Below are 14,110 nucleotides of genomic sequence, written 5' to 3' on the forward strand. Positions count from 1 at the left end.
CTGGATCAACAAACCCGAACCCGCCACCGACCAGCCCGAGGCCATGACCCTCGCTGCTTAACACCCACTGGTCTCACCGATCTTGACAAATTCCGACACGCTCCTGGCTTTTCTGGAAAACCTGTAGTTATGCCGGGCCAACCGCTCCGGCACCACGTCAGAAAGGCCTGGCCCGGCATAACCGACCGCCCCAGATAATTGTCCTTATCCCGGCGCCGGGATAACGGCAAGAAAGTGAACGGCCGTAAACGCCACATCGCCGTCGACACCTGCGGGCTACTGCTCGCAGTGCTGGTCACCGGCGCCGGTACGCAAGACCGCGACGGCGCCCGCCCGCTGCTCTGGGCCCTGCACGCCTGTTTCCCCGGCATCCGGCTGGTCTGGGCCGACTCCGGCTACGCCGGCCAACTCGTCGGCTGGGCCGCCGATCAACTACGGCTGAGGGTGCAGATCGTGGCGAAACTGGCCGGGCAGAACACCTTCGTGGTGCTGCACCGCAGATGGGCCGTCGAGCGGACATTCTCCTGGATCAACCGCTGCCGGCGCACCGTCCGCGACTACGAACGCCTGCCACAGCACCACGCCGCGATGGTCCAATGGTCCATGATCATCATCATGACCCGGCGCCTCGCCCGCCACCAACACACCTGAAACCCATATTTATCGGGGTCTGATGGGTCGGCGTACGCTGGCCGACATGCGCACTGTCAGCGACCTACTGGCGGCGAACCTGCACGAGGTCTTCGGCAACCGGGACGCCAACAAGCGCCGGGCGATGATCGAGCAGATCTACGCCGAGGACATCGAGTTCACCGACCCGGAGGGCGTGACTCGCGGCTGGAACGCTCTCGAGGATAAGGCGCGCGAGCTGCTCGACAAGGCGCCGCCGGCCTTCGCCTTCACGGACGACGGCCCGCGCTACGCCGGCGCGGAAACCGGGGCGCTGGCTTGGGCCTTCGGCCCCGAGAACGCACCCGTGGCCCGAGGCATCGACATCATCACGGTCCGAGCCGGCCGGATCGTTGCCATCGTCACCATGCTCACAACCTAGCCACCTTCGCTCCTACCGAGGGCCCTTCCTCATGTCGCGCCACCACGCCGAACATGACCGCGACCATCGTCTCTGCCCTGGTCGCCGACCACCCGAACCTCTTTATTTACCAGGGTCTAAGAGGCGGCCAGCGCGATCCGTGTGTGTTGATCTTATGCGGCGATTGCGGTTGTTTCGGTGATTTCGGTGTCGGGTTGTGCGGTATCAATGGTGGTCAGTCGTGCTTTGCGGAGGATGTCGAGGCCCATGTAGCGGCGGCCTTCGACCCATTCGTCGGTCTGCTCGGCGAGCACGGCGCCGACGAGGCGGATGATCGCGGCCCGGTTCGGGAAGATCCCGACGACGTCGGTGCGGCGGCGGATCTCCTTGTTCAGCCGTTCCTGCGGGTTGTTCGACCAGATCTGGCGCCAGAGCTCGCGGGGGAAGCCGGTGAAGGCGAGCAGGTCACCGCGGGCGTCGTCGAGGTGCTCGGCGGCGTCCGGGAACTTCGCGGCGATCGTGTCCAGGACCCGGTCGAACTGCTGGCTGACGGCCGTGGCGTCAGGCTGGTCGAAGATCGTGCGGACCAGGGTGGCAACCCACGGCTGCGCGCTCTTGGGCACCTTGGCGAGCAGGTTACGCAGGTAGTGGGTGCGGCAGCGTTGCCACTGCGCGCCGGGCAGCGCCGCGCCGATCGCCGAGACCAGGCCGCGATGCGCGTCGGAGACCACGAGCCGGACCCCGGACAGGCCGCGGGCCGTCAGGCTGCGCAGGAACGCCAGCCAGCCGGCCCCGTCCTCATCGGAGGACACGTCCAGGCCGAGCACCTCCCGGCCGCCGTCGGCGTTGACCCCGACCGCGACCAGAGCGTGCACGTTGACCGTGCGGCCGTGCTCCCTGACTTTGATCACCAGGGCGTCGACCCACACGAACGTGTACGGGCCGGCGTCCAGCGGCCGGTTACGGAACGCTTCGACCTGCGCGTCCAAATGGCGGGCCATCTCCGAGACCTGGCTCTTGGACAACTGCTTGACCCCGAGCTGCTCGACCAGCTTCTCCACCCGCCGCGTCGAGACGCCCAGCAGGTAGCTGGTGGCCACCACCGAGACGAGGGCCTGCTCGGCCCGCCGGCGGTGTTCCAGCAGCCAGTCCGGGAAGTACGACCCGGTCCGCAGCTTCGGGATCGCCAGCTCGACCGTGCCGGCCCGGGTGTCCCACTCCCGCTGCCGGTAGCCGTTACGCGAGTTGGTCCGCTCCACGCTGCGTTCGCCGTAGCCGGCCCCGCACAACGCGTCAGCCTCGGCCGACATCAACGCGTCAGCGAACGCTTTCACCATCGCCCGCAGCACATCAGGGCTCGCCGATTCCAGATGCTCGCTCAGCAGCCCGGTGACGTTCACACTCTCTGTTGCGGCCATCGCAGGTCTCTCCTTCGTGATCTTCAATCCATCCGAAGGATCTGCGGTGGCCGCCTCCTTTGTCCCTAGAAGTCCAGGTCATACACCACTTCGGTGGACGTGACCCACCGGGCGAATCGGTCATAGCAGGTCTTCGCCGGCCCATAGCGCTCCGGGATCTGGTCCCACTTCGCGCCGTTGTCGATACGCCACAAGATCCCGTTGATGACCTGCCGATGCGGACGCCACCGACCGCCACGCCGCGGCGTCAAGCTCGGCAGCAACGGCTCCAGCCGCCCCCACTCCTGATCACTCAAATCACCAGCCACAACCCGCCAACGATCGATCACCGTAATGCGTGATGATCCATCAGCTGCGCTCTAGGAAGATGGGCAGGTCGACCGGGTCGGCGCTGCGGGCCGACCAGCCCCTGATCTCCCGACGCCTACGGTGACACCGCGGCCGATGCAGCCGTGATTCGAGCAGGAATGGCTTAGCGTCGACGGCCTACACGGGTGACTCAAGAATTGATTCGACCGGGGGTCAGATTCGCCAAGATGGAGTGCATTGTTCTGCCGCGTTCATCGCGCACCCGAGGGCTTCGAGGCGTTACAGAGCGTAGTATTCGGTCCTGGAAGCGATGGGATGATGCTAGCCTCGCCGTCTCATTGACACAGCAGATCGGTGACCGAGCCACGTTCGCCGTCGAGGTAGGCGAGGTGAAGTCGCCCTCACTCCGCATCGTCGACCTTTGGGCTGCCGGCAGATGGCTGACCACTGACGACAACGTCGTCCAAATCCCGTCGTTCTCCCGGCACATGCGCTCGGACGCGCAGCGGGTGCGTCAAGGCGACGTCAGGCCATGTTCCTTCTCGGGCCGTGCGCCCGAGGACATCTTCCGGCTCCTGAACGAGGACGAGACCGAATTCCGGGAACAGTTCTGGTTCATGCGGTCGGGCGAGACAGTCGACAACGTGTCCAGATCACGCAGGCGAGCGTGGGGGACATCCGATGCAGAGACATCATGGCCGCGGAGCCTTGGCGCGGCCGGTTGCACCGTTGTTGCGGGCGGGGCCGGCGTACAACGGCCGCGCAACGGGCGTGATGAGGCTGGGCCGGATCAATTCGATTCCGTATGAGGGAGCTCTCATCATGTTCACTCCCCCTGGGTGGTCCGCCACCCGGTGTGGATCATTGTCGGCTGGGTCCTGGTCATCTCGGCCCTGACCGGCGTCAGCGTGCTCGCTCAGTTCCAGCATTGGCAGACGAGTACGTCCGCGCAGACCGCCTTCCTGCCCGACCGGTACGAGTCGACCCCCGCCCAAGCCATCGCCGACCGCGCCTTTCCCCGGCCTCCCGGGGTCAGCGCGCAGCTCGTGGTCACCCGCGTCGATGGAGGACCACTCACTCCGCCCGACATCGAGCGCGCCGTCGCTATCGCCGACGACGCTCGCCGGCAGGCTCCGGCGAAGCTGCCGAACAACCTGAAGAACCCGCTCGTCGGCGTCCAGGTCGATCCGGGAACCCGCTCGCCCAACGGCAAGGTGATGATCGGACAGGCGGCGTTCGACCAGCCGACGGCCAGCCCGGAGGTCGTGGCCTCGACGAAACTCCTGCGGGCGCACGTCCGCGACGCGGTACGCGGGACCGGCCTGCGGATCTCCCTCACCGGCGACGCGGCCGCGGTGGTCGACACCGAACGCGAGTCCTGCTGGTCCAGGTCGGGATGCTGGTGGTGATCCTGCTCCTGCTTCTGCTGATCTTCCGCAGCTGGGTCGTCGCCCTGGTCACCGTCCTCGCCGTGATCTTCGTGGGCGGCGCGGCGTCGAGCGCGCTGGTGCTGGCCGCGCACCTGACCGGCCTACAGCTGGATCAGAGCGTGACCGGACTGCTCCCGGGCGCCCCTGATCGCGCTGATCCTGCTGCTGGTGCGCAGCTTCGTCGCACCGCTCTACCTGATGGGCGGCGTCGTGCTGGGATTCCTCGCCACCCTCGGCGGCGCGGTCGTGGTGTTCCAGGTCCTCGCGGGCCGGCCCGGGCTGAGCTTCCAGCTCCCGCTGGTGGTCTACCTGTTCGTCGCCTCGATCGGCACCGACTACAACGTACTGATGATCTCGCGGCTGCGCGAGGAGATGCTCGGCGGTGCTCCGGCGCGTCAGGCCGTACGCCGAGCGATCAGGTACACCGGTCCGTCGGTCCCGGCAGCCGGCCTGATCCTTGCCGGTAGTTTCGCCACGTTGACACTGTCGACGCTGCTCCAGCAGATCGGGGTTCGCGGTGGCCTTCGGCGTACTGATCTTGGCCTTCGTCACCTCGATGGTGCTGATACCCGGGATGACCGCCCTGCTGGGGCCGGCGGCCTGGTGGCCGTCACGACGTCGGCCGGATCTTCCCGGCCCGGCGCGCCGCCCCGTGCAGCCGGTCTTTGCCAACCTGCATGAGACCATATATCATCATAAATCTGGCACGTGCTTGTTCTGATATCGACCGGACTCCATCCTCGGGAAAGCGCTTACCTGTGGCCAATCCACCCACGCCACGGCGCTCTCGACTACGAGGCGACACACCGATGAAGAGACCAATCGCGCTCCGATGGGTCGCTGGAGGAGCTACCGCGCTCGCCGCGGCGGCGATCACGCTGATGCTGCCGATCTCCTGCGCTTTGGCCGCTGACAACCTGAGCCTCGGCGGCGGCCCGACGGCTCCAGCAAAGGCCAGCGGCACCAGCTACGGCAATGTGCTGCTGACCGGCGTCGACTACGTCGTCGGCATCAACACCAACTGGGGCGACACCGCCACCATCACGCGCGTCACCGTCAACCCCGGCGCCGTCGTCTGCGGCATGTACAAAGGCGTCGCCAAGGGCAAGCGAGCCGATCTACCTCGGCGAGGGCTGGAACACCAGCAACTGCAAGGTCAACAGGAGCGACATCACCTACCGGTGATCCGGAAGGGGTGCCTACCGCAAGGTGGGCACCCCTACCCCGGTCGTTTCTTCCCGATGACTCGGCGGCGCAGATCCCGGCCCGTGGCAGCCGCCACGAGAACGAGGAACAGGAACGCCATCACCGTCGCCTCGAGCACGGTGAGCGCCCCGGGCCAGGCCGGCAGGGGCAGGTCGGGCGGTTCGATGCCGGCCAGTGGGAGGGCCCAGCCGGTCGCCAGCCACGCGATCAGGGCGGTGACCAGCCCGACCACGGTGGCGATCGCGACCAGCACCGGGTAGGTCCAACTCGTCGCCCGGCCCAGCGGGCCCCGTCTCAGCCCCTGGCCGCGCAGCGCCGACAGGTCCTCGACCCGGCGAGCCCGGTCCACCGCGGCCGCCAGCACCAGCGCGCCCCCGCCGAGCAGGACCGACAGCACGCCGGCCAGGGCGTAGAACCAGAGCGACAGCGCCGGGCCCTGCCGGTCGAGCTGACGGCCGACCTGGTCGGCCCGGGTGTCGCCGGTGATCCGCAGGCCCTGCGCGGAGAGCCGGTCGACGATGTCGTCGGGCGCCCGCGGGCTCAGCCAGACCTGGGGTTCGAGGGCCCGGCCGGCGTCGACGGCGAGACGGTCGGCCCACTCCAGATCGACCAGGGTGGCGTGGCGACCCAGCCCAGGCACCGCCGACAGCGTGCCGGCCGGCGCGATCGGCTGCGGGCCGCCACCCGCGCCGGTGATCGAACCGGCGAGCGGGGCGGCGCCCGACCAGACGGCGGGAAGCGGGTACGGCGTGTCGGCCGGGTTGATCCAGGCCCCGCCCTGCAGGCCGTCGGGCGCGGCCAGGGTGATGCTCAGGCCGGCCGGGTCGGCGCCGACGGTACCGTGCCGGGCCATTCGCCAGCGGGCCGGATCGGTGAGCGGACCGGTCGGGTCGGCCGTGCTGAGCGAGTGCAGCACCAGTCGGCCGGTGACCTTGCCCATCGGGCCGCCCTGGACGATCTGGAGGCCGTTGAGCCGGCAGCCTTTCTCGCAGGCCGCGACCCGCTGCTGGTAGCGGAACAGCCCGTTGCGGAGCTTGCCGAGCTGGACGACCGCGTCGCCCGCCCCCGTGGTCGACGAGACCGCGGCCTCGAGCCGGAGCCCCTGATCCGCGTCCAGGCCGCTGCCGGTGGCCTCGAGGGCGATCGGCGAACCGGTGAAGACCGGCGGCGCCACGGCCTGTGGATGCAGCCGGTTCGCCACGCCGGCCGCCGAAAGGTCACCGGACGGCCAGTTGGCGACCGCGGCCAGGCGGGTCGCGTCGACGGCCAGGCCGGGCGGCTCGGTGGGGCCGAGCTTGGGCAGCCGCACGACCGCCATCGCGAACCGGCCGTCGGGGTCGACGTTGCGGACCGCGGTCAGCAGCTGGCTGCGGAAGACCGAGTTGCCGACGTCGAGCACCCGGTCGGCGCCGATGCCGAGACGGGACTGCACGGTGCGGCCGCCGTTCGCCACGTCGATGGCGCAGGCGGCGTACCCGGCCACGGCGACCGTGGCGACAAGGAGGGCGAAGAGCCGCTGGGCGCCCGGACGGCGGGACAGCTGGAAGGCGGCCAGCGCGGCGCCGAGGTGGCCCCGGGCGAGCGCGCGTACGGCGTACCGGGTGACGGCCGGCAGCAACAGGCGGGCGGCCAGCACCGCGATGGCCAGCATGAGGAAGGCGGGCGCCAGCAGGCCGACTCCGGTCAGGGTGCCGCCGGAGAGCACCAGCTGCACCGTGGCCATGACCGCGAGCAGCACGACCACCGCCTCGACAGCCGGCACGCGCGGGACGGCGACGGCGTTGCGGCGCAGCAGGGTGGCGACCGGGCGGAGCAGCTGCCGGCGCTGGGCGAGGACGGCCGCGGCGAGCGCGGCCAGCGCGGCGTACGGCGCGTACTGCAACGAGCTCCAGCCCGGGTCCACCCCGACGCCGAGGCGGGCGGTCGAGACGGCGTTGACCATCAGTTGAGCGGCGACGCACCCCGCGACCGCGCCCGCCGCCACGGCGGCGATGTTCTCGCCGATCGCGAGCCACCAGCGGGTCCACCAGCGGGCGCCGCGCAGCGCGACCACCGCGAGCTCCGGCTGCCGGGCCTCGATGCCGTAGCCGACGGCCAGGAAGATGCTGAAGCAGGCGAGCAGCACCAGCGGCACCGCGAGCACGGGCACCAGCACATGGGCCGCGGCCCGGCCCGCTTCGATCCGGTCGAGCATGGCCGGAATCTCGGTCGTGATCTGCAGCGACGCGCCGAGCTCGGCCGGATCCGAGTCCAGCGTGGCCAGGCCACCGCGCAGCGCGCCGAGGTTGTCCGGGTCGAGCGCATCCGGGCCGGCCGTGCCGTCGATGGCCTTGGCGGTGTCGCCGTGGTCCATGGAGTCGAACGTGGCCGCGTTGGTGAAGATCGGCTCGCCCGGCCCGAGCCCGGAGACCGCGGTGAAGTATCCGTGTGTACCCCAGTACGTCGCGTCGGGCGCGGTCACCCGGTAGACCCCGGTGATCACCAGCTGCTTGGGCTTGCCGTCCGGGACGTAGCCGGGCTTGTTCGGATCGTTGCTGTACTTGGTCGCCCGCAGGGTGGCCGGCCAGCCGGCCGGCAGGTGCAGACGGTCGGCGGTCGCCGCCCCGACGATCACCTCGCCCTCGGCGGCCGGGCAGCGACCGCTGACCATCCGGACGTGCGAGCAGGTGTCCTGGCGGAACACGAGCCGGCTCGCGTTCTGCCGGCCCGGCTCGAGGCCCATCGCGGTGAACTCCGCCGCGTAGACGTAGGAGAATCCGGGCACCTCGATCAGGGCCGAGCCGATGTCCTTGAAGTCGATCTGATTGCCGTCGTCCCGGTCGTTCTGCACGCCGACGATGGCCAGGCTGCGCTCGGCCGAGCTCGCGTTGGCGATCTGGCCCACCGCGACCGCCCGGTCGGCCGCGGTCAGATAGGCCGGCGCCGCGACCGCGGCCGCGACCGCGCAGAGCGCGAGCAGGGCCAGGGTGAGAGCCTGGCCACGGCGGGACCAGAGCATGGCGAGCACGAGTGAGATCACGGGGTCCCCTCGCGTACGCGGCGCAGCAGGGTGAGCGTCGACAGCCAGCCGGCGAGGCCCAGCAGGGCGAGGGCCACCAGTGCGGCCAGCGCGACCGCGGCGGCGCTCAGCGGGCCCGGCGGGGCGAGCACGGCCCACCCGTCGGAGAACGGCGGCAAGGCGGTACGCGCAAGTGGCCGGGCCAGCACCGCCGCGATCAGGCCCCCGGCGACGGCGGCGAGGACCAGCCCGGCGGTGCCGGCCCAGCTGGCCACGACCGCGGCCCGGTGCGGCAGGCCCTGCACCCGCAGGGCGGTCATCTCGCCGAGCCGGGTACGCCAGTCGACCGCCCCGGCGACGGCGATGGACAGCGCCGCCAGCAGCACTCCGATCGTCGTGGCCAGCAGCACGAACCGGGAACCAGCCGACGGGCCCTGCTGCGCCAGCCGGCTCGCCCGCCCGGTGACTGACTCGTCGCCCAGGACGGCCAGCCCGTTGCGCTCGAGCGCGGCGATCACGCCCGGCCCGGCGTCCGGGGACAGCCACACCTGGAAGGTCCCCCCGGTCGCGGCGTCACCGATGATCCGCCGGGTCGCGTCGAGGTCGGTCAGCACCCCGTCGGAGCCGAGCACCGGCAGCGCCCGGGCGGTGCCGGCCACCCGTACCGGGGTGATCCCGTCGCCCAGCAACGACAGGCCCGGCTCCCCGAACCTCCAGCCGTCGGGCACCGCGCCGCCGAGCACGACCGGCAGCGGCACCCCGACGTCGACGGCCCAGACCCGGTAGTCGGCCAGGGCCAAGCCGGTCAGGTTCTCGTCGACCGCCATCCGCAGGCCGTCCCGCGACGTGCCGATGTCCATCGCGCCGGCGGACGCGCCGCCCCGCCAGCGGTCGATGTCGGACAGGGCCGCGCCGTCCAGGACAGTCGCGGTCGGATTTTCCTGGGTCAGCCCGCGTACGGTCACCGTGGTCGGGAACTCGGCGGCCCGCGCTCGTTCCAGCGGGCCGGGCGCGGTCACCTCCCAGCGCACGATGCGGCAGCCCGGCGCGGCGGTGCAGCCGGTCACCGGGGCGCTGATGGTCTGCTCCCCCGCCCCGAGCACTCCGAAGGAGACACGGACCGCGACCCCGGTGGCCTCGTGCTGCGCCACGAGCCCGAGGGCGGCCGGCTCATCGCCGGTGTGCGTCACGCGTACGGTCAGCCGGTCGCCGCTGATGGCCGGCGTGGGCGCCGGACCGGGGTTGTCGGCGGTCGCCGACGGCAGGGTCGTGACCGAGCCGAACTCGGGACGCCAGCGGGCGACCGCCTCCAGCCGGGAGCTGTCGACGGCGAGAACGGCGGGCAGTTGCGTGGTGTCGACGACGACCGCCATCGCCTGCCGTCCCTGCGGATCGGCGCGACGGACCGCCTGCTGCAGCTCCGTACGGCTGGTGGCCCGCACGGTCAGCACTCGCTGCGCACCCAGTTCGGCGGCGCTGCGGGTGGCCCGGTGCTCCCCGTCGGCCAGCCACCCGCCGAGCGCCGTGGTGAACATCGCGACCGCCACGGCCACCAGCGCGAACAACCGGTCGGCGCCGGGCCGCCGGGACATCTGCACCGCGGTCAGGCCGAGCCGCAGCCGGCCGGACCGCAGGGCCGCGCCGCCGCCACGGTCGGCGATCCGGAACAGCAGCCGGGCCAGCAGCACCGCCACCGCCAGGGCGACTAGGGCCGGGGCGGCGAAGGCGAACCCGCCCGCGTCGTTGCCGACCCGGGCCTGATAGATCCCCCCGACCGCGATCGCGATCAGCAGAAGATCGATCAGTCCGGACTTCCAGTCGCCGCGACCCGACATGGTCTGTCGCAGCAGCTCGGCCACCGGCTGCCGCTGGGCCAGGGCCTCCAGCACGAGCAGCACCAACAGCGCGCCGAGCAGCACCGCCATGGCCGCGACCACCGACAACAGCAGCGCCGACCGCCGATCGGACGGGTTGCCGACCGGCCCCGCCAGCAGCCGGGCCAGGAGGAAGCCGAGCGGCAGCCCGACGATGGCGCCGGCGGTCAGTGGGACCAGATGCTGGCCCCACGCCAGCTGCAGCAGGCCGGTCGGGGTGGCGCCGCGGAGCTTCAGCAGGGCGGTGTCTCCGCGTCTGTCCCGCGCGGTGTAGCGGCCCGCCAGGCCGATCGCGAACCAGGCCACGATCAGCACCTGCACCAGCGAGACGGTGACCGTGGTGCGCACCGTCGACCGGTCCCGCGCCACCGCGGTCAGCAGCGGCCCGCTGGAGTTGATCAGGGACAGCTGCTCCCGGCCCATCCGGGCGGCGGCGGTGTTCAGCACCGAGGCGAGGTCGTAGCCGCCGTCGGAGCGCAGCAGTTCCTCCGGCACCTGCACGTCGTACGTGACGGTGGGGTTGGCCAGCGCTTCTTGCCGGAACGTCTCGATCGGCGTGAACACCGGGTCGAGGCCGGTGAACGCGCGGAAGAGGCGGTTGCTCCAGTACGGCCCGTCCGGCTCGACCGGGGTGTATATCGACACGATCCGGAACGTGACGTGCGGGCTGGCCAGCGAGACCTGTTCGATCGCCTGGTCGCCGGGCCGCAGCCCGAGCCGCTGACTGGCGGTCGCGCTGATCGCCACCTCGCCGGGGGCGGCCGGGCACGGCCCCTGCAGCCGGACGTGGGCGCAGAACTGGTCGCGGTAGGCCACCGGCAGGGTGTCGGTCCGGAGGCCGCGGATCAGGTTCATGGACAGCGTCAGGCCGGTGACCGGTTCGGTAGACGGCAGCGCGACCATGTCGCGGACCTGCCCGATGAACCGGTCGATGGCGCCGCGGGGATCGCCGTCGATGTGGATGCTCTGCCGCACCGACAGCGTGCGCTGCTCGGCCGGGGCCGCGGCGACGTCGGCCGCGGCGGCGGAGCTCATGCTCGCGAGCGCGAACCACGGGCCGGCCGCGGCAACCGCGGCGGCCAGAGCGGTGAGGACGAGCATCGTCAGAACCTGCGCGGTACGGGCTCGCACCAGCCCGATGACGAGACTCCACATCACCCGGGAGCCTACGTCACCGGAACAGTTCTGTGGGTCCCCTGTCTACTCAGGAGACGGAGACGAGCTACCGGAGCAGGTCCAGGTGACGACGCTGGCGGCGGCCAACGACACGAGCACGAGGGGGCCGCCGAACTTGGCGAAAGTTCGCGCGCTGTAACCCCCCGGGCCCATCACCATCAGGTTGGTCTGGTGGCTGAACGGGTTGACGAACGTGAACGAGATGGAGGTGGCCACCAGCGCCAGCAGCGGCATGGGGATCCAGGCCATCCTGGCGGCGACGCCGGGTGCCACGGGGGCGAGGATCGCGGCGGCGGCCCGCGTTGGTGATCAGGTTGGTCATGAGCGTCCTGTCACGGCGAAGGCCCCGACGACGATCGGCATGCTTCCGGCCGAGACCTGCTCGATCGAACGGGCCAGGATGTCGGCCAGGCCGCTCTCGACGACCACGCCGCCCAGGCCGACGGACCCGGCCAGGATGAAAGAACATTCCAATCCAAGGCACGTACGGCGGGTCGCGTCGTACCCACCGTGGTGGCTGCTCGGGAACGCACGGCCACCAGCGCAGGAGCCACACGCCCAGATCGCCCTCCCACCGGCTGCACGCCTGAAGCCGGTAGCTGCCCCGGCCGAGCAGGTCGACGGTCTTCAGGGCCGGACCGTCCGTCATGTTTGACAGCCCGACTGTCCCCGTCGGTGATCGGTAAGGAGTCTCCAACACCTGCGTCCAGGCAGCATCCGGCGGCTCGGCCGGTGCGTCGTGGACCTCAAGGCACACCTGATGCGGCCCGTCGCCCCGAAACCATGAATTCTCCCGCGCCCGCCAGCCCGGCGGTTCCAAAGCCCATACCGATGTCGTAGGCATGCAGTCCGACAGGCACCGAGATCCGCTCATCGGTATCCGAGCCGACCCCGTCGCGGACCGCGATTGCGCTGAAGTCCGGCCAGTACTCGGTGTTCCGCAACGTGCGTACGAGGGCCACGCGGCCGAGCATAGGCAGGCGGGAGGACGGCTACCGGTGATTCCGGCGCAACGTCACGTGCGCGTCTCTGCCGTGCAGCGGTGCTGGCCACGGCAACAGTCACTTGGCGTTTCGAGCGATCCACGAGCAGACGCGCGGAACAGTCGATGTGAGTTCGCCTGCGTGAGTCCCGGCCGGGCCACGGCTGCGGAGCCAAATCAAGCCGTGGCTATTTCGTGCAGGCGGGCCTCGGCAACGCGGAACCGATCGCCCTCGATAGCCAGGCCCGGGTCGACCAGGGTCTGGAAGAGCAGGCCGTTGAAGAGGGCCAGGGCGAGCCCGGCGGCATCGATGCCGGCCGTGTCCGTGCCGGTGCTGAGGACCGCGGCCACGGCGTGGCGTGTGCGGCTGAAGCCGGCGGCCAGGGTCTTCCGAACCCGTTCGTCGTAGGGGGCACGGGCCAGCGCGGCGACGAAGGTACGGGCCAGAGCCGCATGCCGGTGCCGAGTGGTCGCGACGATCTCCATGGCACGGAAGTAGTCATGCGCGCCGGCCAGGGCGTCAGCGATCTCGGTCAGCCAACGGTCGAGCCCGGCCACGACCGCCTCGGTGACGAGGTCGTCCTTGGAGCCGAAGTGGTAGGTGATCGAGGCGAGGTTGGCGCCGGACTCGTCGGCGATGGCGCGGGCGGTGACCCGCTCGGGCGGGAGGCGCTCCAGGCATCGCAGGGTGCCGTCGATCAGCTGGGTCCGGTTGCTGCGCTGAGGGCTCACGGCGTAAATTGTACAAACGTTTAGATTCGGGAGGCTGCAGATGCTGACCGTGGTGTCACTGCTGCTGGCGGTGTTGCTGCTCGTGGTCGCGATCCGCAAGCTCACGCACGCCCCGGCCGTCGTCGAGAGCTACCGGCGGGTGGGCGTGCCCGAGCGGCGGCTGAACCTGTTGGCGCTGATCCTGGCGACCGGCGGCGCCGGTCTCGTGGCCGGCCTGTGGTGGCGGCCGCTGGGCGTCGCCGCCGCTGCCGGCCTATTGGTCTACTTCGTGCTGGCCGTGGTGGCACACGTGCGCCACCAAGACCTCAAGCCGTTGCCGACGCCCGTGGCATTTCTGGCGCTGTCGGCGGCCGTGCTGGCGCTTCACCTCGCGTAGCCGGCATATGGCCATCCGGCCAGGCGACGGCCATCAGCCGACCGCGAATGCCTGTCGTTTTGGGTCCGTATGAGCAGAGCGAAGTGCGCCAGAGGCGTCCGGATATCTGCCGCGGGTCTGTTGCGTTCACCGGCCGGAGTGTCCAAGGCTTGCTCGGTGAAGCATGCCGCTCGGCCGCGTCTTTGGTCGCCTCCCCGCTCGGCGTTTGCCGGGTTCCGGTTCCCGGCCGAGGTGATCGTGGTGGCGGTGCGCTGGTACCTGCGCTACGGCCTGTCCTACCGCGACGTCGAGGAACTGCTCGCCGAACGCCGGATCGAGGTCGACCACGTCACGGTCTACCGGTGGGTGCAGCGATTCACTGTGCTGCTGGCCGACGCCGCCCGGTCCGCCCGGCACGCGCCGGGCGACCGCTGGTTCGTCGACGAGACTTACGTGAAGGTCAACGGAGTTTGGCGCTACGCCTATCGGGCGATCGACCAGTACGGCCAGGTCATCGACGTGCTGGTCTCGACCCGTCGCGATGCCGCAGCGGCGCGCCGGTTCTTTACCCGTGCGCCCCGCACGTTGACGGTGATCCCG

General features: G+C 70.6%; 15 protein-coding genes. 7 read left to right on the forward strand and 8 right to left on the reverse strand.

Features of this window, described 5'->3' with window-relative positions:
- The first annotated feature begins 198 nt into the window (after positions 1-198).
- Both ACIA5D_RS50860 and ACIA5D_RS50865 read left to right on the forward strand, forming a co-directional pair.
- Positions 199-651, forward strand: coding sequence for a transposase (locus ACIA5D_RS50860; RefSeq protein WP_396037962.1), 453 nt, complete (start codon positions 199-201; stop codon positions 649-651).
- A 46-nt stretch (positions 652-697) separates the two neighbouring features.
- Positions 698-1,051 (forward strand): nuclear transport factor 2 family protein, encoded by a 354-nt coding sequence (locus tag ACIA5D_RS50865; RefSeq protein ID WP_396037963.1) that lies wholly within the window; start codon positions 698-700, stop codon positions 1,049-1,051.
- A 152-nt stretch (positions 1,052-1,203) separates the two neighbouring features.
- Here ACIA5D_RS50865 and ACIA5D_RS50870 read toward each other — a convergent pair whose 3' ends face one another.
- Positions 1,204-2,448, reverse strand: coding sequence for an IS256 family transposase (locus ACIA5D_RS50870; RefSeq protein WP_396037964.1), 1,245 nt, complete (start codon positions 2,446-2,448; stop codon positions 1,204-1,206).
- A gap of 65 nt (positions 2,449-2,513) precedes the next feature.
- Positions 2,514-2,777: a transposase gene (locus ACIA5D_RS50875; RefSeq protein ID WP_396037966.1), complete on the reverse strand. Its 264-nt coding sequence runs from the start codon at positions 2,775-2,777 to the stop codon at positions 2,514-2,516.
- A 318-nt stretch (positions 2,778-3,095) separates the two neighbouring features.
- On the opposite strand from ACIA5D_RS50875, the gene ACIA5D_RS50880 reads away from it, so the two are divergent.
- From ACIA5D_RS50880 to ACIA5D_RS50890, 3 genes are all read left to right on the forward strand, one after another.
- Positions 3,096-3,566 (forward strand): hypothetical protein, encoded by a 471-nt coding sequence (locus tag ACIA5D_RS50880; RefSeq protein ID WP_396037967.1) that lies wholly within the window; start codon positions 3,096-3,098, stop codon positions 3,564-3,566.
- A 30-nt stretch (positions 3,567-3,596) separates the two neighbouring features.
- A complete protein-coding gene (locus ACIA5D_RS50885) occupies positions 3,597-4,166 on the forward strand; it encodes an MMPL family transporter (RefSeq protein WP_396037968.1) in 570 nt (189 codons plus the stop codon).
- Between the two features lie 189 nt (positions 4,167-4,355).
- On the forward strand, positions 4,356-4,868 hold the full coding sequence (locus tag ACIA5D_RS50890; protein WP_396037969.1) for an MMPL family transporter: 513 nt from the start codon (positions 4,356-4,358) through the stop codon (positions 4,866-4,868).
- Between the two features lie 538 nt (positions 4,869-5,406).
- Here ACIA5D_RS50890 and ACIA5D_RS50895 read toward each other — a convergent pair.
- From ACIA5D_RS50895 to ACIA5D_RS50920, 6 genes are all read right to left on the reverse strand, one after another.
- A complete protein-coding gene (locus ACIA5D_RS50895; RefSeq protein ID WP_396037970.1) occupies positions 5,407-8,412 on the reverse strand; it encodes an FtsX-like permease family protein in 3,006 nt (1,001 codons plus the stop codon).
- Entirely contained in the window at positions 8,409-11,420 is a 3,012-nt protein-coding gene (locus ACIA5D_RS50900) for an FtsX-like permease family protein (protein ID WP_396037971.1), read from the reverse strand. Before ACIA5D_RS50900 ends, ACIA5D_RS50895 begins: the two co-directional genes overlap by 4 nt.
- Positions 11,421-11,465: 45 nt before the next feature.
- The gene (locus tag ACIA5D_RS50905; RefSeq protein WP_396037972.1) at positions 11,466-11,714 is read right to left on the reverse strand and encodes a hypothetical protein; all 249 of its coding nucleotides are present in this window, start codon (positions 11,712-11,714) and stop codon (positions 11,466-11,468) included.
- A gap of 45 nt (positions 11,715-11,759) precedes the next feature.
- Positions 11,760-11,915, reverse strand: coding sequence for a hypothetical protein (locus ACIA5D_RS50910; RefSeq protein ID WP_396037973.1), 156 nt, complete (start codon positions 11,913-11,915; stop codon positions 11,760-11,762).
- A 272-nt stretch (positions 11,916-12,187) separates the two neighbouring features.
- The gene (locus tag ACIA5D_RS50915; RefSeq protein WP_396037974.1) at positions 12,188-12,403 is read right to left on the reverse strand and encodes a hypothetical protein; all 216 of its coding nucleotides are present in this window, start codon (positions 12,401-12,403) and stop codon (positions 12,188-12,190) included.
- 197 nt (positions 12,404-12,600) lie between these two features.
- Positions 12,601-13,155 carry a TetR/AcrR family transcriptional regulator gene (locus ACIA5D_RS50920; protein WP_396037975.1) on the reverse strand — a complete coding sequence of 185 codons (555 nt, stop codon included), beginning with the start codon at positions 13,153-13,155 and terminating at the stop codon, positions 12,601-12,603.
- A gap of 40 nt (positions 13,156-13,195) precedes the next feature.
- On the opposite strand from ACIA5D_RS50920, the gene ACIA5D_RS50925 reads away from it, so the two are divergent.
- Both ACIA5D_RS50925 and ACIA5D_RS50930 read left to right on the forward strand, forming a co-directional pair.
- Positions 13,196-13,531, forward strand: a complete 336-nt coding sequence (locus tag ACIA5D_RS50925) for a DoxX family protein (protein WP_396037976.1) — start codon at positions 13,196-13,198, stop codon at positions 13,529-13,531.
- Positions 13,532-13,687: 156 nt separating this feature from the next.
- A partial coding sequence (locus ACIA5D_RS50930; protein ID WP_396037977.1) for an IS6 family transposase occupies positions 13,688-14,110 on the forward strand: 423 nt, incomplete at its 3' end.

This window comes from Actinoplanes sp. NPDC051513 (assembly GCF_044454685.1).
GTDB lineage: Bacteria > Actinomycetota > Actinomycetes > Mycobacteriales > Micromonosporaceae > Actinoplanes.

Excerpts from the sequence above, each read along its gene's own strand:
- ACIA5D_RS50865 (WP_396037963.1), top strand. The coding sequence starts at position 698 with ATGCGCACTGTCAGCGACCTACTGGCGGCGAACCTGCACGAGGTCTTC.
- ACIA5D_RS50870 (WP_396037964.1), bottom strand. The coding sequence starts at position 2,448 with ATGGCCGCAACAGAGAGTGTGAACGTCACCGGGCTGCTGAGCGAGCAT.
- ACIA5D_RS50900 (WP_396037971.1), bottom strand. The coding sequence starts at position 11,420 with ATGTGGAGTCTCGTCATCGGGCTGGTGCGAGCCCGTACCGCGCAGGTT.
- ACIA5D_RS50925 (WP_396037976.1), top strand. The coding sequence starts at position 13,196 with ATGCTGACCGTGGTGTCACTGCTGCTGGCGGTGTTGCTGCTCGTGGTC.